This window comes from Xanthobacter sp., assembly GCF_041911315.1.
Lineage (GTDB): Bacteria > Pseudomonadota > Alphaproteobacteria > Rhizobiales > Xanthobacteraceae > Xanthobacter > Xanthobacter aminoxidans.
Genome location: NZ_JAYRPE010000003.1, coordinates 105,602 through 130,663, shown reverse-complemented (window position 1 = coordinate 130,663; position 25,062 = coordinate 105,602). Strand labels below are relative to the sequence as shown.

The 25,062-nt window shown below is 67.5% G+C and carries 23 protein-coding genes; 18 read left to right on the top strand and 5 right to left on the bottom strand.

Annotated elements, in window-relative coordinates:
- Positions 1–29: 29 nt before the first annotated feature.
- From ACE3QW_RS01355 to pcaC, 3 genes are all read right to left on the bottom strand, one after another.
- Complete coding sequence (locus tag ACE3QW_RS01355) at positions 30–881, bottom strand: amidohydrolase (RefSeq protein WP_374250135.1); 852 nt, start codon at positions 879–881, stop codon at positions 30–32.
- 5 nt (positions 882–886) lie between these two features.
- Positions 887–2,251, bottom strand: a complete 1,365-nt coding sequence (locus tag ACE3QW_RS01350) for a short-chain fatty acid transporter (RefSeq protein ID WP_374250134.1) — start codon at positions 2,249–2,251, stop codon at positions 887–889.
- A 150-nt stretch (positions 2,252–2,401) separates the two neighbouring features.
- Positions 2,402–2,809, bottom strand: a complete 408-nt coding sequence (gene pcaC, locus ACE3QW_RS01345) for a 4-carboxymuconolactone decarboxylase (protein WP_374250133.1) — start codon at positions 2,807–2,809, stop codon at positions 2,402–2,404.
- 176 nt (positions 2,810–2,985) lie between these two features.
- On the opposite strand from pcaC, the gene pcaQ reads away from it, so the two are divergent.
- The gene (pcaQ, locus tag ACE3QW_RS01340; protein WP_374250132.1) at positions 2,986–3,900 is read left to right on the top strand and encodes a pca operon transcription factor PcaQ; all 915 of its coding nucleotides are present in this window, start codon (positions 2,986–2,988) and stop codon (positions 3,898–3,900) included.
- Positions 3,901–3,915: 15 nt separating this feature from the next.
- On the opposite strand, the gene ACE3QW_RS01335 is transcribed toward pcaQ, so the two are convergent.
- Positions 3,916–4,833: a LysR substrate-binding domain-containing protein gene (locus ACE3QW_RS01335; protein WP_374250131.1), complete on the bottom strand. Its 918-nt coding sequence runs from the start codon at positions 4,831–4,833 to the stop codon at positions 3,916–3,918.
- Between ACE3QW_RS01335 and ACE3QW_RS01330 the strand changes: the two genes are divergently transcribed.
- From ACE3QW_RS01330 to ACE3QW_RS01315, 4 genes are all read left to right on the top strand, one after another.
- A complete protein-coding gene (locus ACE3QW_RS01330) occupies positions 4,832–5,812 on the top strand; it encodes a CoA ester lyase (protein ID WP_374250130.1) in 981 nt (326 codons plus the stop codon). The genes ACE3QW_RS01335 and ACE3QW_RS01330 overlap by 2 nt on opposite strands.
- On the top strand, positions 5,809–7,041 hold the full coding sequence (locus ACE3QW_RS01325; RefSeq protein WP_374250129.1) for a CaiB/BaiF CoA transferase family protein: 1,233 nt from the start codon (positions 5,809–5,811) through the stop codon (positions 7,039–7,041). Before ACE3QW_RS01330 ends, ACE3QW_RS01325 begins: the two co-directional genes overlap by 4 nt.
- Positions 7,042–7,178: 137 nt before the next feature.
- Positions 7,179–9,833 (top strand): ATP-binding protein, encoded by a 2,655-nt coding sequence (locus tag ACE3QW_RS01320; RefSeq protein ID WP_374250128.1) that lies wholly within the window; start codon positions 7,179–7,181, stop codon positions 9,831–9,833.
- A complete protein-coding gene (locus ACE3QW_RS01315) occupies positions 9,823–10,986 on the top strand; it encodes a response regulator (protein WP_374250127.1) in 1,164 nt (387 codons plus the stop codon). Before ACE3QW_RS01320 ends, ACE3QW_RS01315 begins: the two co-directional genes overlap by 11 nt.
- A gap of 9 nt (positions 10,987–10,995) precedes the next feature.
- On the opposite strand, the gene ACE3QW_RS01310 is transcribed toward ACE3QW_RS01315, so the two are convergent.
- Positions 10,996–11,742 (bottom strand): winged helix-turn-helix domain-containing protein, encoded by a 747-nt coding sequence (locus ACE3QW_RS01310; RefSeq protein WP_374250126.1) that lies wholly within the window; start codon positions 11,740–11,742, stop codon positions 10,996–10,998.
- 251 nt (positions 11,743–11,993) lie between these two features.
- On the opposite strand from ACE3QW_RS01310, the gene fmdA reads away from it, so the two are divergent.
- The 13 genes from fmdA (at position 11,994) to ACE3QW_RS01245 (ending at position 25,060) form a co-directional block, all read left to right on the top strand.
- Positions 11,994–13,220 (top strand): formamidase, encoded by a 1,227-nt coding sequence (gene fmdA, locus ACE3QW_RS01305; RefSeq protein ID WP_024280766.1) that lies wholly within the window; start codon positions 11,994–11,996, stop codon positions 13,218–13,220.
- 70 nt (positions 13,221–13,290) lie between these two features.
- A complete protein-coding gene (locus tag ACE3QW_RS01300) occupies positions 13,291–13,809 on the top strand; it encodes an AmiS/UreI family transporter (RefSeq protein WP_029555671.1) in 519 nt (172 codons plus the stop codon).
- Between the two features lie 52 nt (positions 13,810–13,861).
- On the top strand, positions 13,862–14,164 hold the full coding sequence (locus ACE3QW_RS01295; protein ID WP_024280764.1) for an FmdB family zinc ribbon protein: 303 nt from the start codon (positions 13,862–13,864) through the stop codon (positions 14,162–14,164).
- A gap of 70 nt (positions 14,165–14,234) precedes the next feature.
- Complete coding sequence (locus tag ACE3QW_RS01290; RefSeq protein WP_374250125.1) at positions 14,235–15,278, top strand: LacI family DNA-binding transcriptional regulator; 1,044 nt, start codon at positions 14,235–14,237, stop codon at positions 15,276–15,278.
- Between the two features lie 141 nt (positions 15,279–15,419).
- Positions 15,420–16,922: an FAD-binding oxidoreductase gene (locus ACE3QW_RS01285; RefSeq protein ID WP_374250124.1), complete on the top strand. Its 1,503-nt coding sequence runs from the start codon at positions 15,420–15,422 to the stop codon at positions 16,920–16,922.
- Positions 16,912–18,468, top strand: coding sequence for a xylulokinase (locus tag ACE3QW_RS01280; RefSeq protein ID WP_374250123.1), 1,557 nt, complete (start codon positions 16,912–16,914; stop codon positions 18,466–18,468). The genes ACE3QW_RS01285 and ACE3QW_RS01280 overlap by 11 nt, the downstream gene beginning before the upstream one ends.
- Entirely contained in the window at positions 18,461–19,555 is a 1,095-nt protein-coding gene (locus ACE3QW_RS01275) for an ABC transporter ATP-binding protein (protein ID WP_374250122.1), read from the top strand. Before ACE3QW_RS01280 ends, ACE3QW_RS01275 begins: the two co-directional genes overlap by 8 nt.
- Before the next feature lie 50 nt (positions 19,556–19,605).
- Positions 19,606–20,949, top strand: a complete 1,344-nt coding sequence (locus tag ACE3QW_RS01270; RefSeq protein WP_374250121.1) for an ABC transporter substrate-binding protein — start codon at positions 19,606–19,608, stop codon at positions 20,947–20,949.
- A gap of 174 nt (positions 20,950–21,123) precedes the next feature.
- Positions 21,124–21,984: a carbohydrate ABC transporter permease gene (locus tag ACE3QW_RS01265; RefSeq protein ID WP_029555665.1), complete on the top strand. Its 861-nt coding sequence runs from the start codon at positions 21,124–21,126 to the stop codon at positions 21,982–21,984.
- Positions 21,985–21,991: 7 nt separating this feature from the next.
- A complete protein-coding gene (locus ACE3QW_RS01260; protein ID WP_374250120.1) occupies positions 21,992–22,828 on the top strand; it encodes a carbohydrate ABC transporter permease in 837 nt (278 codons plus the stop codon).
- A gap of 12 nt (positions 22,829–22,840) precedes the next feature.
- Positions 22,841–23,617 carry an SDR family NAD(P)-dependent oxidoreductase gene (locus ACE3QW_RS01255; RefSeq protein ID WP_374250119.1) on the top strand — a complete coding sequence of 259 codons (777 nt, stop codon included), beginning with the start codon at positions 22,841–22,843 and terminating at the stop codon, positions 23,615–23,617.
- Positions 23,614–24,696: a glycerol dehydrogenase gene (locus ACE3QW_RS01250; RefSeq protein ID WP_374250118.1), complete on the top strand. Its 1,083-nt coding sequence runs from the start codon at positions 23,614–23,616 to the stop codon at positions 24,694–24,696. The genes ACE3QW_RS01255 and ACE3QW_RS01250 overlap by 4 nt, the downstream gene beginning before the upstream one ends.
- 55 nt (positions 24,697–24,751) lie before the next feature.
- Positions 24,752–25,060 carry a GNAT family N-acetyltransferase gene (locus ACE3QW_RS01245; RefSeq protein WP_250167283.1) on the top strand — a complete coding sequence of 103 codons (309 nt, stop codon included), beginning with the start codon at positions 24,752–24,754 and terminating at the stop codon, positions 25,058–25,060.
- Positions 25,061–25,062: the final 2 nt, after the last annotated feature.

The window sequence follows — 25,062 nt, the reverse complement described above, 5'->3', positions numbered from 1 at the left end:
TGGCGTTCGTCCGGCCAAACGCCCGGTCCCTACCGGAAGCCGTAAAGCTCTGCGGGGTTTTCGATCAGGATGAGGTCGCGCACGCGATCGCTGCCGGCCCAGACCGCAAGTAGATCGAAAAGCTCCGCATCGTCCGGCTTGTGCGTCTCGGTGACATGAGGCCAGTCACTGCCCCACACGAGCCGCTCGGGCACCTGCGCCACATAGGCCCGGGCGATCCGGGTGGCATCGCCATAGGGCGGTCCCTGCCCGGTGTTGAGATAGGCGCCCGCGAGCTTCACCCACGCCCGCCCCTTGCGCACGAGGTCGACGATCACGGCAAACGCCGGGTGAGCCGGGCCGCGGTCCGGCGGCAGCCGTCCCATATGGTCGAATACGATCGGGCAGGGCAGCCGGGCGAGCAGTGCCGCCGCCCCGACGATCTGATCTCCCGACAGGTGGAGTTGGACGTGCCAGCCGAGGTCGGCGATCCGCTTCGCCAACGGTTCGATCATGTCGATCGTGACGACCGCATCGGCGGGCTTCCAGAGACTGAAGCGAAGCCCGCGAATGCCGCCGGCATCGAGCCGTTTCAGCTCGCTGTCGGTGACAGAGGGATGGACCACGCCGATGCCGCGGGCGTTGCCATCAAGGCGGCTGATGGCATCAAGCAGACAGGCATGGTCGGTCCCGTGGGACTTCGCCTGCACGAACACCGCGCGTGTGGTGCCGATCCGCCTTTGGAGCTGCTGATAATCCTCGATGGCCATGCCGGCCGGTGCGCCGACCGCCACGCCGGTCCCGGACGGGGAAAAGCGGGGGTCGACGATATGGCAATGGGCATCGCAGGCGCCCGCCGGGGCGACCGTGGACGGCCGCGCGGTTCCGGCGGAATGCGGCACGCCTGTCACGGGAGCAGCAGCAGCGCGGCACCATAGATGATGCCCGCGAGGAAGAACGTCACCACCGTGAAGCCGAGCACCCGCTGAATGCCGATGCCGGCCATCGCCACGACGGGCAGGGCCCAGAACGGCTGCATCATGTTGGACACCTGCTCACCCATGGCGACAGACATGGTCACCGCCGGAATGGAGGCGTGAAGTTCAACCGCCGCCGGTATGGCGAAAGGTCCCTGTACGGCCCAGTGTCCGCCACCGCTGGGGACGAGAAACGTGATGAACAGCGAGGCGATGTAGGTCCAGAACGGCAAGGTGTGGGCGGTCGACACCACGACGAAGAATTTCGAGATCATCGCGGCAAGCCCGGTGGCGTCGATCATGCCCATGATGCCGCCATAGATGGGATACTGCAGGATCATCGATCCGGTCTGCTTCGCCGCGTTCTTCATGGCGTCGGAATAAGCAACCGGGGTGCCGTGAAGGGCGACACCCAGGATCAGGAAGATGAGGATGACGGTATTGACGTCGAACTTGACGCCCTTCGTCGTCCAGGACACGCCGAGATAGGCGACGCCGAGTAGAACGAGGAAGAGGCTGACCATCCGCGAGCGGTTGGCCTTGTCGGCGAAGGTGCCGGCCGATTTCGCCGAAGCGGGCGCTGCCTGTTCGTCGGGTCCGGGAACGAACGCAACGATCTCATCCTCGCGGGGCTTGAGAAGAATGAAGGCGATGGGCACCAGGATGACCACCAGAACGGTCGGGACCAGATTGAAGGTCGTGAAGACGGTGTCGCCGAACGGAAGCAACTTGCCCGTGAGCTTTTCGACGATATTCAGGGCGTTGCCATGCGTGGCCTGGGACAGGGCGATGGAGCTCGACGGGCCGCTGGCCCAGATGACCCATCCCGAATAGGCGGCCGCGACAAGCCATCCGAAATCGAGATGGATGCGCTTGGCAACCTCCCGCGCCAGGATCGCGCCGACGACCAGGCCAAATCCCCAGTTGAGCCAGGATGCAGCGGCCGCGACCAGGAATGTCAGGACGACGGCCTGATTGGGCGTGGAAACCGTCGCCACCAGCGTCTTGAGGCCGCGCTGGACGACGGGGGCGTGCGCGACGGCATGGCCTGTCACGAGGATCATGACCATCTGGAAGGCGAAGCCGACAATGCCGAAGACGCCCGTGTACCAGGACGTCACCACCGTCACGAGGTCGCCTTTCGGGGCGAACAGCAGCGCCGCGCCCGCCACCGCGAACGTCAGGCCGATGGCGATGACGAAGGGATCGGGGAGGAGGCGCTCGAACAGATAGACCGATCCGGCCACAAAGCTTCGGCGAGGGCGCGGGGGAGCGGCGGCGTCTTGGGTGGTCATACGTTTCTTCCCTGTTTTCTCGAATTCTTGGAGGGCACACGCGCGTTCGTGACGCCGCTGTCGAGCGGTCAGCGCCCCGTCACGGCCGACGCAGCGCGCGGGTCTTCTCACCAGGCGGAGACGTATGTCCCGCCTTCGAATCCGCCTGTCTCAGCCCTGGTCTCCATGTGAGCTGGCTTCGGCGTAGACCCCCTTGGCGATCTTGTAGGCGCGGTTGGCCGCCGGCACGCCGGCATAGACCGCCACATGCATCAGGGCCTCGGACACATCTTCGGCGCTGGCCCCGGTATTGCGCGTCGCCCGGACATGCATCTCCAGTTCCTCGTCATGGCCGAGGGCAGCGAGCAGCGCGATGGTGATGATCGAGCGCTCGCGCCGGCTCAGGCCGGGGCGCGACCACACGGACCCCCAGGCCCCTTCGGTGATGAAGGTCTGGAACGCCTCGTCCAGCGGGGTGGCGCGGGCCGTTGCCGCTTCCACATGGGCGTCCCCGAGCACCGCACGACGGGTCGCCATGCCTTTAGTCCAACGCTGCGATCGACCGGCGGGGGATGACATGGCGCCTCTTGCGGGTGAGTGGGCGGAAACCGGGATGCGCCATGCCTCTGCATGGCTTCGGAGCGGCGTGCCGCAACGGTCGCTGCGGTACACCCTAGGTCACGCTCTCATGTGCATTTCGATATGGAAAATGATAGTTTCGTATCCTCCCATGCGTTTTTGATATGTAACGCGCCATGATCGACGGCCGAATCAAGCTCCGCCACATTTCCTGCTTCCTTGAGGTGGCGGCCCGCGCCGGCTTCGGGCGTGCGGCCGAGGCGCTGAACCTCACGCAGCCGGCCGTCTCACGGGCGATCGCGGAGCTGGAGGAGATCCTCGGCGCGGCGCTGTTCGATCGCGGCCGCAGCGGGGCCTCGCTCACGGCCGAGGGCCGGGCCTTCCGGATCCACGCCGGCGCGGCCTTCGTGGAGCTCAACCGCGGCATCGACACCCTGCGCCATCCCCAGTCCGGCATGGTGGCCACCCTCAGCGTCGGCGCCCTGCCCACGGTGGCGGCGCGCATCATGCCCCGCGCGGTGCAGCGGGCGAGGGCGGCGGGCCTTGCCGGTGCCATCGCCATCGAAGCCGGCCCCAACGGATGGCTGCTGGAGGAACTCAAGCAGGGGCGGCTGGACCTGGTGGTTGGCCGCCTTGCCGGCCCTACGGTGATGATGGGGCTGGCGTTCGAGCACCTCTATTCGGAACCCATCGTCTTCGTCGCCCGGCCGCACCACCCGGCGCAGACCGGCCATCCGGTGGCGCTCGCCGAAATCATCCGCCACCCCCTCATCCTGCCGGGGACGGGCTCCATCATCCGCCCGGAGATCGATCGCCTGTTTCTGCTGGAAGGCATCAGAACCCCGGCCGAGCGGATCGAGACCACCGACCCGAGTTTTTCACGCGCCCACGTTCTGGCCAGCGATGCGGTCTGGGTCATCTCCCAGGGCGTGGTGGCGAGTGATCTGGAAGACGGCACCCTCGTGCGCCTGCCTCTGTCCACCTCCATTTCCGGCGGTCCGGTCGGCCTCACGACCCGGGCCGGGCATGGACCCGGGCCGGAGGTGGAGCTGTTCTTCAATGCCGTGCGGGAGGTCGCCCGGGCGCTGTGACGCGGCGTCGGGTCGCTATGCGCGTCCTGCTGGCGTCTTGGTGCGGGCGTGCGAGAGTTCGTTCCTGATGACGGCATAGAGCGCGCTGGCGGCAGGGGAAAGTGTCTCGTTCTTCCGTTTCACCAAGGCGATCAGACGGAACACGACGGGCTCGACCAGTGGCACCTCCACGAGGCCGGCCGCCAGCGTCTTGGTCATGGCGGCCGGAAGGATTGCCGCGCCGACATTCTCCCGGGCCAGCGCGATGGCGCTGGGCGTGCTCTCCACCACGAACCGGCCACGGGTGTTCAGACCGGCCTTGGCCAACTGGGTTTCGACGCTGCGACGATTGCCGCTCGCGCCGCCGAGCGTGATGAGGTCGATGCCCTTCAGATCTGACCAGGCCACGCCCTTTGCCTTTGCAACGGGATGCGACCGGCTGCACACGAGCACGAACGGGTCGCGCATCAGCATGTCTTCGGTCAGGTCCGGGTGGGGATCCTGCTGAATGTGAATGCCGAAGTCCGCATGCCCCTGCAGCACCGCCTCGGTGACGAGCGCCCCCGAACGCTCCAGCACCTGGACACGATTGTCCGGGTGCGCGCGGGCATAGGTGCGCAGCGCCGACGGCAGGTGTCGAAAGGCGACGGACTGCAGGGTCGCCACGGTGACATCCCCCACCCCGAGCCGGGACGAGGTGCGCAGCCGGTCAAGACCATCGACAAGATCATCGATGATGCGCCGCGCCATGGGCAGGAACTCCTTGCCCATGGGACTCAAGGTGGTCGAGCGCGTCGTCCGGTCCAGCAGCCGCAATCCGACAAAAGCCTCGAGGCGCTGGATCCGGCGGGTGAGCGCGGTCTGGGTGATGAAGAGGTGCTCTGCGGCGCGATGGAAGCTCCCGAGCTCGGCGACATGCACGAAAGCCTGAACGCCGTCGATGGGGATTTTCATGCAGAACACTCATGAAAAATTGCAATTAATGCATTTTACGCGACCTCGACCGACCCGCAAGATCGGCCGCATCCGGAACGCCCAGCGGCGCGGGGAGGACGAGGCCATGTTGATGCGAAGCAAGCTGTTCGTCCCCGCCTCCCGCCCCGAACTGTTCGAAAAGGCATTCGCGTCGGAGGCCGACGCCGTGGCGCTCGACCTCGAGGATGCGGTGGCCCAGGACCAGAAACCGCAGGCCCGCGCCAATCTCGCCGCGTTCCTTCAACGCCGGCCGGCCACGGCCAAGACCATCGTGGTGCGGGTCAATGCCTTTGGCACCGAGGCGTTCGACGCGGACATGGCGGCTCTGGGCGGTCTCCACGTCGACGTGGTCAACCTGCCCATGGCGGAAGACGCGGGCGCCGTCGGTGAGGCCGTCGCCCGGATCGCAAGTTGCCGGTCACGCGCCGCGCCGGACCGCAGCCTGAAGATCCTGCTCAACATCGAGACGCCCAGGGGGCTGCGCAAGGCGGCCGAACTCGCCGCGGCGCATCCGTGGGTGATAGGCTTGCAGGTCGGCTACGCGGATCTGCTCGAACCCTGCGGCATCGCACGCCGTGATGGGGCCGCGCTGGCGCATGTGCGGCTCGCGGTCCGGCTCGCCGCGGCGGAAGCCGGGATCGCCGCCTATGATGGCGCCTTCGCCGCCGTCAGCGATCGCGACGGCTACTGCGCCGAATGCATCGCCGCCAGGCACCACGGCTTTGCCGGCAAGAGCTGCATCCATCCCAGCCAGATCGCCACGGCCAACGAAATCTTCGCGCCGGACGCCGACGAGATCGCATGGGCGCGAAAGGTGGTTGCGGCCGCCTCCGATGCCGAGGCGCGCGGCATCGGCGCCTATCTGGTCGACGGTCACATGATCGACAAGCCGTTCGTCGAGCGCGCCCGCGCGGTCATGCGCCTGGCGGACCGGAATCCGCTCGAAAGGACCCTATGAGCACGCTTCGGACCCTCGACTATCAGCCAGAGGCACGCGGAACGCTGGACGGCATTCGTGTCCTCGACATGTCGCGCCTGTTTGCGGGAAACGTGCTGACGCAGATTCTCGGCGACTTCGGCGCGGAGGTGATCAAGATCGAGCCGCCCGAAGGCGACACGTTGCGCGCATGGAAGGCGGAAGGGATCGAGACGCACTGGAAGATTTACGGGCGCAACAAGAAGAGCCTGGCGCTTTCCCTGCGCGACCCGCGCGCCATCGAGATCATCCGCAAGCTGGTGCCGTCGGCGCAGATCTTCGTCGAGAGCTTTCGCCCCGGCGTGCTGGAGCAGATGGGACTGTCGCCGCGGGAACTGCAGGCGATCAATCCCGCGCTGGTCATCATCCGCATCTCGGGATGGGGACAGGACGGGCCGTATGCGCAGCGGCCGGGCTTCGGCACCGTTATCGAAGGCCTGTCGGGCTTTGCCGCCATCAACGGATTTGCCGATCGCGAGCCGGTCCTGCCGCCCATGTATCTCGCCGACGGCGTCGCCGGGATCTATGGCGCCTCCGCCGCAATGATCGCCCTGCGTGAGGTGGAGGTGAAGGCCGGCCGCGGCCAAGTGATCGACCTGCCGCTGTTGGACCCTTTGTTCGCCATCCTCGGCCCGCAGGCGGCAAACTACCGCCTGACCGGCAAGGTGAAGCCGCGCACCGGCAGCCGATCGACGAATTCCGCGCCCCGCAACGCGTATCGGTGCAGCGACGGGGGCTATGTCAGCCTGTCCGGCTCCACCCAGAAGATGACCGAGCGGCTGTTCCGGGCCATCGGGCGTCCTGAACTGGTCGGCGATCCCCGCTTTCGCACCAATGCGGACAGGCTGCAGCATGCCGCTGAGCTGGACAGCATCATCGGAGCCTTCATCGGGGCCCGCACGCAAGAGGAAAACGTCGCCTTCTTCGAGCAGGCCGAGGTCACCATCGGGCCGATCTACGACACGCCACAGATCATGACTGATCCCCACGTCACCGAACGCGAACTGCTTACCGACTATCCCGACGCCGAGATGGGCCTCCTGCCAATGCACCATGTGGTGCCACGGCTCGACCAGACGCCCGGGTCGATCCGGCTGGCGGCGCCCCGGCTGGGACAGCACAACCGCGAATTGCTTGATGAGATCGGGATGAGCCCCGAGGACTATCAGGACCTGCAAAAAGCAGGTGTCATATGCGGCGCGGAAGCGTGACCGCCGTCAGCGCCGAGGCCGTCTGGACCGCAGCCGCCGGCGGCGGCTGAGGGCACCGGCGCGACACGCGGACGGCGGGGCTGGCCTCTGCGTGCGCGAACCTCTAGCCTTGGAGGCAATAACAAGGTGAGAACGCGTTGGAAACGCCCGAACTGCCCGCTTTGCGGTCCTATCACTCCTGGATCGCCAACGAGACGCTGGAGGACTATTCGCTGCGCTACACGGCGCGGTCCTTCCGTCGCTGGTCGCCCTTCGTCATCGCCAACACCGCGCTCGGCGGCATCTCCTTTCTGGCGCTGGAGACGATCGGCGGCTCGATCACGCTGAACTACGGTTTCACCAATGCGAGCCTCGCCATCCTCGCGGTGTCCGTGTTCATCTTCATCACCAGCCTGCCCATCGCCTATTACTCCAGCAAATACGGCATCGACCTCGATCTGCTCACTCGCGGGGCGGGGTTCGGCTATATCGGCTCGACGGTCACGTCGCTGATCTATGCGAGCTTCACCTTCATCTTCTTCGCCCTGGAAGGCGCCATCATGGCGCAGGCCTTGAAGCTCTACTTCGACCTGCCGCTGGTGCTCGGTTATATCCTGTCGTCCGTCGTCATCATCCCCGTCACGCTCATGGGCATCACCATGATCTCGCGGCTGCAGATGGTGACGCAGCCGCTCTGGCTCGCGATGATGGTGCTGCCCTTCGTGATGATCTGGCTGAAGGCGCCGGACGAGGTCGCGGCGTGGACCCGCTTCGTCGGCCGCGACACCGGATCGTCCGGGTTCGATGCGCTGGCCTTCGGCGCGGCGGTGAGCGTCATGTGCTCGCTGGTGGTGCAGATCGGCGAGCAGGCGGACTATCTGCGTTTCCTGCCCGAGAAGAAGGCCACGAACCGGCTCGCCTGGTGGGGCGCGGTGGTGATGGCGGGGCCGGGCTGGATCGTCATTGGCGGGCTGAAGATCCTCGCCGGCGGCCTGCTCGCGGTGCTCGTCCTCGGCGCCGGCCTGCCGCATCAGACGGCGCTCGAGCCCATCTACATGTACCTCGTCGCCTACCAGCACGTCTTCGACAACCCGGCGCTGGCCCTGTTCTGCGCGACTTTGTTCGTGCTGGTGTCGCAGGTGAAGATCAACGTGACCAACGCCTATGCCGGCTCGCTGGCGTGGTCGAACTTCTTCTCCCGCGTCACCCACTACCATCCCGGGCGGGTGGTGTGGCTGGTGTTCAACATCCTGATCTCGCTGCTGCTGATGCTGCTCGGCATCTTCGATACGCTGGATGTGGTGCTGGCGGTCTATTCCAACATCGCCATGGCGTGGGTCGGCGCCATCATCGCCGACCTGCTGGTGCTGAAGCCGCTGAAGGTGAGCCCCGGCTTCATCGAGTTCAAGCGCGCCCACCTGCACGATTTCAACCCGGTGGGTTGCGGCGGCATGGCGGCGGGCTCGCTCGTCTCCCTCCTCGCCTTCACCGGGGTCTTCGGTCCGGCCGTCGAGGCCTATGCGGCGCCGCTCTCCTTCCTCGTCGCCTTCCTCACCGCCATCGCGATCGGCTTCGCCACGCGCGGGCGCTACTATCTGGCCCGGCCGCCGGTCGATGCCTCGCTTGCGCAGGGCACCGGACCCGTCCTGCGCTGCGAGATCTGCGATCACGGCTACGAGCGGGACGACATGGCCTATTGCAGCTTCTACGAGCGCCCCATCTGCTCGCTCTGCTGCAGCCTCGACGCGCACTGCCACGATGCCTGCAAGAAGTCGCATCAGGATCTCGAAAGCTCGCGCTCGCGCTATTTCGGCGAGGGGTTCCGGCGGCGCATCGCGCCGCACATGCCGCAGCGCCTCCTCAAGGTCGGCGGCGTGCTCGTCGCCCTCACGGTGGTCACCGCGGCGCTGTTCCTGCTCACCTACCGGCTGATCGATCCGGGGGCGGAGACGCCCCATCTGGACAATGGCGGGCTGCTGCTGCGCGTGTTCCTCGCCATGCTGCCGCTGCTCGCCATCAGCGCGTGGTGGATCGTGCTCGCCAACGAGAGCCGGGAACTCGCCGAGCGCAACCTCGTCGGCTCGCTGGAGAAGCTGAACGAGACGCGGGAGGAGCTGACGCGCAGCGAGCGCCTCGCCGCCATCGGCCAGTTGACCGCGACGGTGAGCCACGAGCTGCGCAACCCGCTGGGAACGCTCACGACCTCGGTGGCGGTGCTGCAGCGGGCGGGCACCCTCGCCGGCGAGCGCGAACGGGGGGAGCTGGACCGCATCCAGCGCAACGTGCGGCGCTGCGTGCGCATCATCGAGGATCTGCTGGAGTTTTCCCGCCGGCCAGACGTCAGCATGGTGCCGCTGGCGCTTGATGCCTGGATCACCGAGCAGGCTTCGGACCTGCGTGCCCTGTCCGGTGTCGAGCTGGCCTTGGACCTCGACTGTGACCGCATCATCGAGGCGGACGGCGAGCGGCTGCGGCAGGTGCTCGTCAATCTGGTGCAGAACGCCATGCAGGCGGTGCTGGAGCGGCCCGCCGGGGCGCCGCCGGGCCGGGTCGCCATCGCCACCGCGGCGGAGGGCGAGCGGGTGCGCATCACCGTCACCGACAATGGCGTGGGCATGGATGATGAGGTGCGCCGGCGCCTGTTCGAGCCGCTGTTCAGCACCAAGCCGTTCGGGCTTGGCCTCGGGCTCGCGCTGGTCAAGCGCATCACCGAGCGCCACGGCGGCAGCGTCTCCATCAGCTCCGAGCCGGGCCGGGGCACGCGCGTCGACATCACGCTGCCGTCTGCCGGGGAGCATGCCGATGCCGCGTAGGGCGGAACGACGCGTCCTGATCGTGGACGACGACCAGGACTTCGCCGGCAGCCTCGCCGCGCTGCTGGAGATGGAAGGCTATGTGATCGCCGTCGCCCATGACGGCGCCGGTGCCAGAGCGCGGGTGGAAGCCATGGCGGCGGAGGCGCCGGGCGTCGCGCTGGTGGATATCCGCCTCGGACGGGAGGACGGCGTGGCCCTCGCCACGGAACTCGGTCGCATCCGGCCGGACCTGCTGGTGGTGATGGTGACGGCCTATGCCTCCGTGCCCACCGCCATCCGGGCCTTGCAGGCCGGCGCCTATGACTATGTCTGCAAGCCGTTTGATCCCGACGATCTTCTTGCCACCCTCGGCCGCTGCTTCGATCGCCATGCGCTGGCCCACGAGCGGGCGCAAGCGGAGGAACTGCTGCGCCGCAGCCGGCGGCTGGAGGCCATCGGCCGGCTCTCGGCGGGCATCGCCCACGACTTCAACAATCTCCTCGCGGTGGTTGGCGGTAATCTCAAGCTGTTGCAGGAGGAGGTACTGCGCGATCCGCCGGGCGATCGCGCGGTGATGCGCGAGCTGGTGGCGGATGCGCTCAGCGCGGTGGAGGAAGGCATCGCCGCCAGCCGCCAATTGCTCGCCGTGGGCCGGGCGCAGCCGCTGCTGCCGCGCCTCGTGGACCTCGACCATGTGCTCGACCAGGTGATCCACCAGGCGAATGCCGCGCTGGGTGCCGGCATCGCACTGGATCGGCTGGTCGCGCGTGAGCCGTGTGCCGCCATTGTCGATGCGCGCCAGCTGGAGGCGAGCCTGCTCAACCTCATGCTTAACTCCCGCGATGCCCTCGACGGGCGCGGCACCATCCGCCTCGGCGCCGAACTGCGTGACCTTGCCCCCGGCGCGCCCGTGCTTCTGGACGACATGCCGCCCGGCGCCTACGTGGCGCTGGTGGTGGAGGATGACGGCTGCGGCATGGCGCCGGACGTGGTGGAGCGGGCGTTCCATCCCTTCTTCTCCACCAAGCCGGCGGAAAGCGGCAGCGGCCTCGGCCTCGCGACGGTCTACGGCTTCGCGCGGCAGTCCGGCGGCAACCTGATCATCGAGAGCGAGCCGGGCGCGGGCACCCGCGTCACGCTGCTGCTGCCAGCCGCCCCGCGCGACGCTTGAGACGACGCCTCAGTGGGGCGCGGGCGGGGTGAAGACATAGCCTTCCCCGCGCACGGTCTTGATGATCTCCCCGCCGCCACCATCCTCCAGCTTGCGCCGGAGCTTGCCGACCAGCACGTCGATGCTGCGGTCGAACGGCGCCCATTGCCGGTTGGCGACGAGATCCAGCATCTGGTCACGGGTGAGCACGCGGCCGGGCCGCTCGGCGAGGGCGGCGAGCAGGCGGAATTCGTGGCTGGTCAGCGTCACGCGGGTGCCATCCTGTCGGGTCAGCTCGCGGCGGTCGAGGTCGAGCCGAAAGACGCCGAACGCCAGATGATGGCCGGACGGCACGGCCGGGGCAGGGGAGGGGGGCGTGGTGCGGATGGCGCCATTGGCGCGCCGCAACAGCGCCCGCACCCGTGCAAGCAGCTCGCGCGGCTCGAACGGCTTGGTCACGTAGTCGTCCGCGCCGAGTTCCAGGCAGACGATCTTGTCCACCGTCTCGCACTTGGCCGAGAGAACGAGCAGCGGCATGTCCCAGCCGGCGCGCACCGCGCGGGCGAGGGAGAGCCCGTCTTCGCCGCGGGGAAAGGTGAGGTCGAGGATGATGAGGTCGAAGCGCGTCGCCGCCAGCGCGTCGCGCATGGCGCTGCCGTCCAGCGCGAAATCGGCGCAGAAACCTTCCCGCGCCAGGAATTTGGTGACGAAGCCGCACATCCGGCGGTCGTCGTCCACCATCAGGATTTTCGGACTGCGCGCAGCCTCGTTCATCATCCCGCCGTGCACCCTCGCGCTGAGCTTCTGCTTCGTCCCAAGATTGCTTCGCCTCGCGATCATAGCGCGACCGGCGGGCGATGCGCGCCCGAGCCGCTGCCGCTTACAAAATTTTACATGCGCGGCCCACGAAGCGCCTAAGCCGCTTACATGGGCTTCCTAGCTTTCCTGGGCAGGGTGCGGGCGTGGCGGCTTCAAGGCTGTCCGTAGAGCGGCGCGAAAGCCGCGGCACCCTCCAAGGAGGAAGCCCCATGGCAAAGACCGTCTTCAAGATCGACCTCAACAAGAAGCCCGAGCAGCAGACCATCAAGACGCACAATCGCTGGCATCCGGACCTGCCCATGGTCGAGATGTTCAAGCCGGGCGACGAGTTCCGGGTCGAATGCTACGACTGGACCGGCGGGCAAATCGGCAACAACGACAGCGCCAACGACGTGCGCGACGTGGACCTCACCAAGGTGCACTATCTGAGCGGTCCGTTCGGCGTGGAAGGCGCCGAGCCGGGTGACCTGATGGTGGTGGACATCCTCGACATCGGCCCCATCGAAGGTTCCGAATGGGGCTTCAACGGCCTGTTCGACAAGCAGAACGGCGGCGGCTTCCTCACCGAGCACTATCCCGAGGCGGTGAAGTCCTGCTGGGACTTCCACGGCATCTACACCACCTCCCGCCATGTGCCGCGGGTGCGCTATCCCGGCCTCATCCATCCCGGCCTGATCGGCTGCCTGCCCGACCACAAGCTGATGGCCGAGGCGAACCGCCGCGAGGCCGCCCTCGTCGCCACCGATCCGCAGCGCGTGCCGCCGCTTGCGGCGCTGCCCTATGCCGACACCGCCCTCATGGGCCAGATGACCGGTGCGATGCGCGACAAGGCGGCGGCGGAAGGCTGGCGCACAGTGCCGCCGCGCGAGCACGGCGGCAATTGCGACATCAAGAACCTGTCGCGCGGCTCACGCTGCTACTTCCCGGTCTATGTGAAGGGCGGCGGCCTCTCCATGGGCGACATCCACTTCTCCCAGGGCGACGGCGAGATCACCTTCTGCGGCGCCATCGAGATGGCCGGGTGGATCGACATCGGCGTGGGCCTCATCAAGGGCGGCATGGCCAAATACGGGGTCATCAACCCCATCTTCAAGCCGAGCCCCATCGACCCGCACTTCGACGACTACCTCATCTTCGAAGGCATCTCGGTGGATGAGCACACCGGCGAGCAATACTATCTCGATGCCCATGTCGCTTATCGCCGGGCCTGCCTCAACGCCATCGAATACCTGAAGAAATTCGGCTATTCCGGCGAGCAGGCCTATACCATCCTCGGCACCGCGCCGGTGGAGGGGCGCATCGCCGGCATCGTGGACATCCCGAACGTGTGCGCCACGGTGGCGATCCCCACCAAGATCTTCGACTTCGACATCAACCCGAACTCCACCGGCCCCACCCGGCAGGTCTCGGGCGTCGACGTCGCCCGCGCGAGCTGAAGTCCAGGCACCTTCGGAACAACCCCTGTCGCCCCGGCCGAGCCATTGGCCGGGGCTGAGGAGATCCATCATGCTGCTTGGACTTGGCCTGCTCTATGTGGGCGCGGTGCTCGTGCTCAACGGCCTCTGGTTGCTGGGCAAGATCGAGGACCGCGAGATCATCGTCGTGAACGTGGTGTCGGGCGTGGTGACGCTCGCCATCTCGCTGTTCTGGGCCTTCAACCCGGCAGCGGATGCGGCCTCCATCAAGGGCGCCGCGCTGACGCTCTTGTTCACCGCCACCTATTTCTGGGTGGCCTACAACCGCGTGACCAAGGTGGACGGGCGGGGGCTCGGCTGGTTCAGCCTGTTCGTGGCCATCACCGTGGCGCCGGTGGCGATCCAGTCGCTGCGCGGGGCGGATAGCCCCATCGGGCTCTGGATGGGGTGGAACTGGGTGGGCTGGGGCCTGCTCTGGTTCTGCTACTTCCTGCTGCTGACGATGAAGCAGCCGATTCTGAAGTTCACCGGCGCCTTCACCGTGCTCATCGGCATTCTCACCGGCTGGGTGCCCGGCCTCTCGCTGCTGCAGGGCTGGCTCAACCCCTGACACTCCATCCGGGCGGCCCGTGGGCCGCCCGTTTCCCCCCGGGAGACAGACGATGCCCCTCTATACCTATTCCTGCGAGGCCTGCGGCCCCTTCGACGACTGGGGCTCCATGAGCGCGGCCGAACAGCCTGCCTGCTGCCCCAATTGCAGCGGCGAGGCGCCGCGCGAGATGGCGATGCCCCGCCTCAGCACCATGAACGGCAAGCTGCGCCGGGCCATCGACCGCTCGGAGAAGACTTCTGCCGAGCCCAAGGTGGTCAAGCGCGAGCATCTGGCCGGCTGTGGCTGCTCGCTCTGCGCCACCCGCAAGAAGCAGCCCGCCCCCATCGAGCGGCGCTGGTCCCTCGGCCACTGAGCCGCTCCGCTCCGCCGGCCCGGTCGGCGGGGCATTTCGCCCGCCTTGCAAAGACGCCCGTGCCTGGAGGATGGTGGGCGCGGGAGAGCTGGCAGGGGGCTCCGGCGGAATGGCGCGGGTGACATTGGCGGATGTGGCGCGGGCGGCGGGCGTCGACATGTCGACGGCCTCACGCGTCCTCAGGGGCGAGGCGAGCCAGCGGGTGCGCGAGGAGACGCGCGTCCGCATCCTGAAGATCGCCGAGGAGATGCAATACCTCGCCAATCCGCTGGCGCGTGGGCTCAGGACCCAGCGCACGGATACGCTCGGCATCGTGGTGCCCCAGCTCGACAACCCGGTGTTCGCCTCAGCCATCCGCGGGGCGGAGCTGGAGGCGGCCGAGCGCGGCTATTCGCTGCTCATCTCCCATCGCGAGCCGGGGGAGACGGCCACCACGATCGCCAAGATTTCCCGCACCAACCGCGTGGACGGCCTTCTGGTCGCGAGCCTCGACGATGACGAGGTGCTGCGCACGGATCTCGCCGCCGCGCGGGTGCCCTTCGTGCTCATGAACCGCATCCTGCCCGGCGCGCCGCTCTCCGTGGTGCTGGACAGCCGCGCCGCCGCGCGCAAGGGCGTGGAGCATCTCACCGCGCTGGGCCACCGCCGCATTGCCCATCTCGCCGGTCGCGAGGGCGGCTTCAATGCCCGCGAGCGCCTGCAGGGCTATCGCGACGGGCTCGCGGCGGCGGGCATCGCCTTCGATGAAGCGCTGGTGGGGGTGGCGGGCTACACGGCCGAAGGCGGCACGCAGGCCATGCGGGAGCTGCTGCCGCAACACCCCACGGCGGTACTGGCCGCGACCCTCGTTTCCGCCGCCGGCGCCATGGCGACGCTGCACGAGGCGGGCCTGCGCATTCCCGAGGATATCTCCGTCATCGGCCTGCACGACGCGCCGGTGGCGCGAATGCTCTATCCCGCCCTCACCAGCGTCGCCATGCCCACCGAGGAGATGGGCCGCGTCGCCGCCGACCTGCTCATCCGGGCGCTCGGCGGGGAAGACCCGACGCCGGTCGCGCCGCTGCCGCCCGGCGCCCTCGTGGTGCGCGGCTCCACCGGTCCCGCCCCCCTCTGAATATCCCCGCTTGACGCCTCCGGCTTTCTCTGACAGCTTTGAACAAACGATTGTTCAAGATCGAAAACGACGATGGGAGGACGCCAGCATGGGAGCCCGCAAGGGATCGCATCGCCGTGCCTCTCGCGCAAAGAGGTGCCTATGACCGGTCCGGCCGCAGTCCAAACCAACATCAACGAAGCCGCGCGATCCGAAGCGTCCGCCGACGCGGCGCTGGTGGAGGCCTTCGCCGCGCTGGTCGGCCGCGACAACGTGCTGACCGGCGCCGAAGACCGGCGCGCCTATGCCCATGACCGCCTGCCCTTCGCCAATTTCCGCGCCCGCACCGGCAAGCTCGCTGGTGTCATGCCGCGCCTCGCGCTGCGGCCCGGCTCGGCGGACGAGGTGGCCGCGATCGTGCGCCATGCCCGGCAGAACGGCATCCAGCTCATCCCGTTCGGCAATGGCTCCGGCGTGCTGGGCGGCGCCATCCCGCTCGCCCGCGAGGTGATGGTGGACCTGCGTCGGCTGGACAAGATCGTCTCGGTCGATCCGCAAAACGCCATGGTCACCGTCGAGGCCGGCATGAACGGCGCGGAGTTCGAGGCGGCGCTGAATGCCGAGGGCTTCACCTGCGGCCATCTTCCCCAGTCCATCGAGATCTCGACGGTGGGAGGCTGGGTCGCGTGCCGGGGCGGCGGACAGGCCTCCAGCCGCTATGGCAAGATCGAGGACATCGTGCTCGGCCTCAAGGCCGTGCTGCCGGACGGCCGCCTGCTGGAGGTGCGCCCGCTCGCCCGCCGTTCGGTGGGGCCGTCCATCCGCGACCTGATGGTGGGCGGAGAGGGTGCCTTCGGCATCATCACCGAGGTCACGCTACGCATCTGGAAGAAGCCCGATGTGGAGCGCGGCATTGTGCTGGCCTTCCCCTCGCTGGAAGCCGCGTGGGAAACTGCCCGCCTCATCATGCAGGCCGAACTGCGCCCGACCATCGCCCGCCTCTATGACGCGGCGGAGAGCGCGGAGCGCACGCAGGGGCTTGAGGCATTCGCCACGCGGCCCATCCTCGGCATCTTCGCCTTCTCCGGTACCGAGCCCATGGTGAGCGCGGAACAGGAGATGAGCCTCGCCATCGCCAAGGCGCAGGGTGCGGTGATCGCGCCCGATGGGCCGTACCACCACTGGAAGGAAAACCGCTATGTCGCCTATTCGCAGAAGTGGCAGGCGGCGGGCTATTACAACGACACCATCGAGGTGACGGGCAACTGGTCCGCGCTTCCCGGCATGTATGCCGCCATGGAAGCGGCGGTGCGGGCCATCTACCCGAACATCCATTTCGGTGCGCACTGGTCGCACATCTATCCCGAGGGCGCCTGCCAGTACATGACCATCCGCCTGCCGCCCATGCCGGAAGCCGAAGCGCTGCCGCTCCATGCGCGGCTGTGGGAGACCATCCAGTCCCTGACGCTGGACCATGGCGGCTCCATCGCCCACCATCACGGCGTCGGCGTGTTCCGCAACCCGTGGCTGGCGCGGGAGCTGGGCGTCGGCCTCGACATCCTGCAGGCCATCAAGGACACGCTGGATCCGGGCAACCTCATGAACCCCGGCAAGCTGGGCCTGCGCCCGGCCGCCGGAGCGGTGGACGTGCGCCGTGGCGGCTGATCTCCTCATCGGTATCGATCTCGGCGCGGGGGCGCTGAAGACCAGCGTGATCCGCATCGACGGCACGCTGGCGGGCGAGGCGTCCGCGCCCATCGCCACCTCCGCGCCCTATTCCGGCTGGAGCGAGCAGGACCCGCACGACTGGTGGCGCGCGGTGTGCGAAACCGTGCCGCGCGCTCTCGCCGCCGCCGGCGCGTCGCCGCGCGACGTGCTCGCCGTCTCCTTCTCCGCCGGCGCCCACACGCAGGTGCTGGAGGATGCGGACGGCGCGGTGATCCGCCCCGCCATCCTGTGGAACGACCAGCGCTCCGGCCCCGAGACGGCGGACCTGCGCCGGCAATGGGATGCGCGCATCCTGGAGATCGGCGCCAACCGCGCCAATCCCACCTGGACCCTGCCGCAGATGCTGTGGCTGCGCCGGCACGAGCCGACCGCCTTCGCCCGCGTGCGCCGGCTCTACGTGGCCAAGGACTGGCTGCGCTCCCGCCTCACCGGCACCTGGGAGACGGACACCATCGACGCCGTCGGCACGCTGATGGCCGATGCCACAACCGGCGGCTGGTCGCCCGAATTGTGCGCCATGATCGGCTGGCCCTTGGAGACGCTGCCGCCCATCGTGGCGCCGAAGACCGTGGTGGGCACCGTGACGGCGGAAGCCGCGCGGCAAACGGGCCTTGCCGAGGGCACGCCCGTGGTGTGCGGCACCTCCGACACCGCCGCCGAGACCTATGGCGCGGGCATGACGGGCGAGGGGCTCGGGGTGGTGAAGCTCGCCACCGCCGCGACGGTCAGCGTGCTCTCGCGCGATCCCCGGCCGGACTTCACCGTCATCAACTACCCCCACATCATGCCAGACTACTGGTATGTGATCGCGGCCACCAATTCCTGCGCCTCGGCCCACAAATGGCTGCGCGACACCTTCTTCAAGCGCGGGGGCGAGGATGGGGGCGCGGTGTTCACCGAAATGGACCGCCTTGCCGCCGCTGTGCGGCCGGGGGCGGAGGGCCTGTTCTTCCATCCCTATCTCAACGGCGAGCGCAGCCCCCATTGGGATCCGCTGCTGCGCGCGGATTTCGTGGGCATCGGCTTCAACCACGGGCCGGGCCACTTCGTGCGGGCGCTGTATGAAGGTATCGCCTATTCGCTGAAGGACTGCCTCGTCGCCCTGCGCGCCAAGGGGCTCGACTTCTCCACCGCGCGCCTCACCGGCGGCGGGGCGAAGAGCGCCTTGTGGCGGCAGATCGTGGCCGATGTGCTGGATGTGAAGGTGGAGCTGCCGGCGGTGGCGGAAGCCTCCTTCGGTGCGGCGCTGCTGGCTGGCGTGGGCGTCGGCGCGTATGCCGACGAAGCGGATGCGGCGCGTCGCGTCGCCATCGTCTCCACTGCCACGCCCGATCCCGAGCGCGCGGCGCTCTATGCGCGGGGACACGGGCTCTATTGCGAGATCCAGGCGGCGCTCGCCCCGATCAACCATCGCATTCACGCCTTCGTCGAGGACGAGCGGGCCAACGCCACGGCCCGCCGGGATGAGGTCACCCATGGCTGAAGTCAGGCTCAACACCGTCCGCAAGGCCTATGGTGGCCAGGTGGCCGTGCATGGGGTGGACCTCCACATCCGCGACGGCGAGTTCGTGGTGTTCCTCGGCCCTTCCGGCTGCGGCAAGTCCACGACGTTGCGGATGATCGCGGGGCTGGAGGAGATCACCACCGGCACCATCGAGATCGGCGGGCGCGACGTGACCCGCCTTGAGCCCAAGGACCGGAACATCGCCATGGTGTTCCAGAACTATGCGCTCTACCCGCACAAGACCATCTACGAGAACCTCGCCTTCGGCTTGCGGATGCGCAAGATGGACAAGGCGGAGATCGACCGGCGGGTGAAGTCCGCCTCCGCCATGCTGGGACTCGATCCCTATCTGGAGCGCAAGCCCAAGCAGCTGTCCGGCGGGCAGATGCAGCGCGTGGCGCTGGGCCGGGCGCTGGTGCGCGACCCCGACGTGTTCCTGCTCGCCGAGCCGCTCTCCAACCTTGACGCGAAGCTGCGGGTGCGCATGCGCGAGGAGATCGCCCGCCTGCATCAGGAGGTGGGCACCTCCATGGTCTACGTCACCCACGACCAGGTGGAGGCGATGACGCTCGCCAACCGCATCCTCATCATGCGCGACGGCCACGTGCAGCAGGTGGGGGCGCCGCTGGAAGTCTATGACCGGCCGGCCAATTTGTTCGTCGCGGGGTTCATCGGCTCGCCCGAAATGAACCTCATCGAGGGGCATCTGGAGCGCGGCGCGCTCAAGGCCGGCGGCCTCTCCATCGAGCTGCCCCCGGGCATCGCCGCCCCAGAGGGGACGCCGCTGGTTCTGGGCGTCCGCCCCGAGCACATCGGCGTCGGCGAGGCGCCGGGCGCGCATGCTTTCCAGGTGGCGGTGATCGAGCAGCTCGGCGCGCAGACGCTCTGCATCGGCGAGGTCGCGGGCGTGCGCCTTCGCGTGCTCATGGACCGCACCGACGCCGTGCGCAACGGCACGACCCTGCCCATCCAGTTCCGGCCCGGCCGGCTGCATGTCTTCTCCAAGGAAACCGGAGCGCGGATCAACCGCGCCGATGCGGACGTGGGGCGGCGCCCCGCCGCCTGAATTTGCCGAGTGAAAACAAGAACGCAGAACAAGACGATCGGGAGAACGCCATGGACGAGATCAAGAAGGACGGGCTGTCACGCCGGACCCTATTGAAGGGCGCCGGAGCACTGAGCGTTGGAGCCCTCGGTGCCGGCATCGCCGCGGGTGGGCTCGCGGCCCCCGCCGTGGTGCGCGCGCAGGGCACCAAGACCATTCGCTTCCTCAATGCCGAGACCTCCATCGACAGCATCCGCGCGCTGAAGGTGGCGGCGGCCGAATACGAGAAGCAGTTCGGCACCAAGGTGGTGGTGGATTCCGTTCCGCTGGACGGCATCTTCACCAAGGTGACCACATCGCTGCGCGGCGGCACGCCCTACGACATCGCCACCTTCGCCTTCATCGGCCACGTGCTGATCCTCGCCTCCGAGGGGCAGCTGATGCCGCTCAACGAGCTGACGGACAAATACAAGTGGGGGCCGAACATCCTGTTCCCGGTGGACGGGAAGGTCTATTGGTATCCCTACGACTACAACCTTGCCTGGATCTATTATCGCAAGGATCTCTACGAAAAGAACAAGCTCGACGTGCCGAAGACCTGGGACGGCTTCCTGAAAAACAGCCAGGCGCTCAACGGCGACGGCACGTCCGGCTCCCTGTTCCCCATCGGCTCGAACGGCGCCACCAACTGGCTCTCCCCCGGCTTCATGTGGGCCGAGGGCGTGCAGCTGTTCGACGACAAGTGGAACATCATCTTCGACAATGCGGACATGGCGCCGCGCGCGAGCCGCTATCTCGATTTCTTCGGCGATCTCTACAAGACCATGCCGTCCGGTACCAGCCAGGCGAGCTTCGGCGAGGTGCTGTCCAACTTCACCTCGGGCAAGGTGGCGCACACCGCCTATGCGGGCCGTATCATCGAGGTGCTGGAGCGCAACAATCCCGCCCTCGCCGACAAGTACGGCATCATGCCCTACATGGATTCCGCCGGTAAGCACCAGGCGGTGAACCACGGCTATGACGGCTGGGTGGTGCTGAAGACGCCCCAGTCCGACGAGGCCATGAAGTTCATGAAGTGGTTCACGGAGAACCAGTACATCAACTTCCTGCACACCGCCCCGCTGCACTTCCAGCCGCCGCGCCTCGATGTCTATGACGATGCGCGCTGGCGGGCCCATCCGCTCATCGAGAAGCACAATGCGGCGGTGGAGATGATGAAGTCGTTCCTCACCGACAAGAACATGATCCTCACCTCCATCGACACGCAGGGCCCCTCGCCGAGCCTGAAGCCCGGCAAGATCTTCGAGGCCTTCGTGTTCCCGGAGATGCTCCAGAACAAGGTGCTGAAGGGCATGTCCTCCGCCGAGTGCGTGAAGACCGCGGCCGACCGCATGCGGCAGGTCATCGCTTCGTGAGCGGTCACCGCCACATGATTGCGTCCTGAGGGTTTCGTCCGAAGACGCAAGGCCGGCAGGCTCTGCCCTGATCGTGGCCTGCCGGCCATTCCTTCCACATCGCTCCGGCCCTCAGGCCGGGCGTTTCCGTGCTGGCCCTGACGGGTCACAAGCCGCTCCAGCGAGGCGCCGCAGGTGAGCTCCAAAGCGACGATTTATTCCTTCCTCATCCTGGGCCTCGCCGTGACCGCGCTGCTCATCGTGGCGCCGGTGGTCTATGCGGTGTCGCTGAGCTTCTACCAGATGGATTCCTTCGTCGGCGCCCCCAAATGGGCTGGGCTCGACAATTACACGCGCATGCTGTCGCAGTGGGTGTTCTGGCGCGCGCTCATCAACGGTTTTATCTATTCGTTTGGCACTATCATCTTCCAGGTGGTGCTGGGCATCGGCTTCGCGCTGGTGCTCAACCAGGTCTTCCCCGGCCGCAATATCGTGCGCGGCCTCTCAATCCTGCCCTATCTGCTGCCGACCGTGGTGGTGGTACTGACCTTCAAATGGATGGTCGACGGCTCCATCGGCGTCCTCACCACCATGATGTCCGCCGTCGGCCTGCCACAGGTGCAGTGGTTCGAGAGCCCGGGCGCGGCCATGGCGTCGGTAATCCTGGTGAGCGTGTGGATGTGGACGCCCTTCGTCACCACCACCTTCCTCGCCGCGCTGCAGACGGTGCCGTCCTCGCTCTACGAGGCGGCGAAGGTGGACGGCACGAATGCCGTGCAGCGCTTCTTCCACATCACCCTGCCCATGCTGAAGCCGATCCTGACCGTGATCGTGCTGCTGCGCGCGGTGTGGATGTTCAACAAGTTCGACGTCATCTGGCTGCTCACACAGGGCGGCCCTGTGGGCGCTACGGAGCACCTCGCCATCCTCTCCTATCGCCAGGCCTTCGGGCAGTTCGACATCGGCGGCGGCGCGGCGGTGGCGACCATCTCCTTCGCCATCCTGTCGCTGGTGGTGTTCATCTATTTCCGCCTGTTCCCGCTCGACACGGAGTGATGCCGGAATGTCTCGCTCCCCCCGCTCGCTCGCTGGCCGCGTGGCGCTCTATGGCGCCGCCCTGCTCATCGCTGTCTATTCGGCCTTTCCCATCTACTGGATGGTGGTGTCCTCCACCCGCGCGCCGCAGGCGCTCATCAATTCCACGTCGCTGCTGCCGGGCCCGTTCACCTGGGAATACTATACCAACCTTCTGGAGCTGACGGATTATCCCACCCAGTTCCTGAACTCGCTGATCGTCGCGGCGGTGACGGTGGCGGTGACCATGGTGTTCTCGATCATGATCGCCTATGCGGTCACGCGCCACCGCATTCGGGGCAAGGGGATCATCGTGGGGGCGATGCTCTACGCCTACATGTTCCCGCCGCTGCTCATCGCTATTCCCATGTTCTCCATCTTCGCCAAGCTCGGACTCGGCGACACGCTGGCGAGCGTCATCGTCTCCCACCTCACCCTCACGCTGCCGCTTGGCGTGTGGTTCCTGTGGGGCTTTTTCAAGAGCATGCCGTTCGAGCTGGAGGAGGCCGCCATGGTGGATGGCTGCACGCGGCTCGGCGCCTTCCTGCGGGTGGTGCTGCCGCTGTCGCTGCCGGGGCTCATCACGGTGGCCATCTTCTCCTTCCTCCTGTCGTGGACGGACTACACCTATGCGCTGATCATGATCGGCTCCGATGCCAACAAGACCGTGCCGGTGGGCCTCGCCTCCATGGTCGGTTCGTTCGATCTGCGCTGGGGTGAGATCATGGCCGGCTCCACCCTCATCGCCTTGCCGCTGTTCGGCGCCTTCGCCTTGCTGAGCCAATACTTCATTCAGGGGCTTGGCGCGGGCGCGGTGAAGGGCTGATCGGAGACCAAGATGGATCTGGGATTGAAAGGGCGGGTCGCCCTTGTCACCGGCGCGGCGCGCGGCATCGGCCGGGCGGAGGCGTTGGGGCTCGCCGCCGAGGGCGCGCGCATCGTCATCAACGACATCGACGCGGAGGGTGCCGCCCACTGCGCCGAGGAACTGCGGCAGGCTGGGTACGAGGCGGCGGCAGCGCCGGGCGACGTGGCCGATGAGGCGGGCGCGGCCGGCGTTGTGGCTGCTGCGGCGGTCGCCTTCGGGCGGCTCGACATTCTCGTGAACAATGCCGGGGCGGGCGGGCGCCATCTCGGGCGGCGTGTGGCGGAGATGGAGATCGACGATTTCGACATCATCGTTTCCACCCACCTGCGCAGCACCTTCCTGTGCAGCAAACACGCCATTCCGCTGATGCGCGCGAACGGTTTCGGCCGCATCGTCAACACCTCGTCCATGAACGTGACCGGCGGCGGGCGGCCGGGGGTTGCCAATTATTCGGCGGCCAAGGCTGGCGTGCTCGGCTTCACCCGCACGGTAGCGAAGGAGGTGGGGGCGGACGGCATCACCGTGAACGCCATCGCCCCCGGCTATGTGGCCACCGATTTCATAGCTACCTTCTCGCCGGAGAAGCGGGCGGTGATCACCGGACAGAATCCCATCGGCCGCTTCTGCCAGCCGGAGGAGGTGGGCGCGCTCGTCGCCTTCCTGTGCTCCACGCAGGCGGCCTTCATCAACGGCGCCTTGATCTGCATGGATGGCGGCAAGCGCGATTTCCACTGGGGTGACGCATGAGCGTGCGCGCGTTCGGGTCTCCGGCCCGCTACATCCAGGGGCCTGAGGCACTTGGTGAGCTGGGCGCGCTCGTGCGCCTGCACGGCCGCCGGCCCTTCGTGGTGGCCGATGCCATCGTGATGGATCTGCTCGGGGCGCGCCTGAAGGCCGCGATGACGGAGGCCGAAGCGGTCACCTTCGCCACCTTCGGCGGGGAATGTACGGCGGCGGAGATCGACAAGCTGGCAGCCGCCGCGCGAGCGGCGGGCGCGGACGTGGTGATCGGTGTCGGCGGCGGCAAGGCCATCGACACCGCCAAGGGCGTGCGCATCGCGCTGCGCACGCCGCTCGTGATCGTGCCGACCATCGCCTCCAACGACAGCCCCACCTCCCGCCTCGTGGTGGTCTACACCGCCGAGCACGTGCTGAGCGAAGTGCGGCTGATGGATGCCAATCCCGATGCGGTGCTGGTGGATACGTCCGTCATCGTCCAGGCGCCGGCGCGCTTCTTCGTGGCGGGCATCGGCGATGCCCTGTCCAAGAAGTTTGAAGTAGAGCAGTGCGCCGCCGCCGGCGGGCTGAATTTCTTCAAGGGTCGCCCCACCACGCTCGCCGTCACTATCGCCGATGCCTGCTACCGTGCCATCCGCGCGGATGGCGAGGCGGCGGTGGCCGCCGTCGCCCGCAAGACGGCGGACGAGGCGGTGGAGCGCGTGGTGGAGGCGACCATCCTCCTCTCCGGCCTCGCCTTCGAGAGCGGGGGCCTGTCCATCGCCCATTCGCTGACCCGTGGCTTCTCCACGGTGCCGGAGGTGGCGCGGGCGCTGCATGGCGAACAGGTGGCCCTCGGGCTTCTGGTGCAATTGCTGGCGGAGGGGCGCGACGCCGATTTCATGGCGGACATGCTGGCCTTCTACGCCCGCCTCGGCTTGCCGCGCGCGCTGGAGGATTTCGGCGTCGCGACCGAGGCCGCGGTGGACGGCATCGTTTCCGTGTCCTGGGACACCGCGCCCTATATTCGCAACTTCGTGCAGCCTTTGTCCAAGGAGCGGCTCGCAGATGCTTTCCGCACGCTCGCGGGCTTGAGGCGCGCCGAGTGAACTGATGGGATAGCATCGCCGTTATGGTGGGGGCACCACCACCGACGGAGGCATGATGAGCGACGCTAGCCAAGATGCTCGCCAAGAGATTCAGCGCGAGGAGGGGCCGGGCGGAGGCCGTTATGTCATTCGCCTCGGCGGGGGTGCGGAAGCGGAACTGAGCTACCAGCGCCGCGGCGATGGCCCGTTCGTCGTCACCCATACGGGCGTGCCGCCGGCCTTCGAGGGGCGCGGCATCGCCGCGCGTCTGGTGGATGCCCTCATCGCCGATGCCCGAGCGGAGGGCTTCAAGATTACCCCGCTGTGTTCATACGTCGCCACGCAGTTCCGCCGCCATCCCGAGTGGCAGGATCTGCGGGCGTAGGT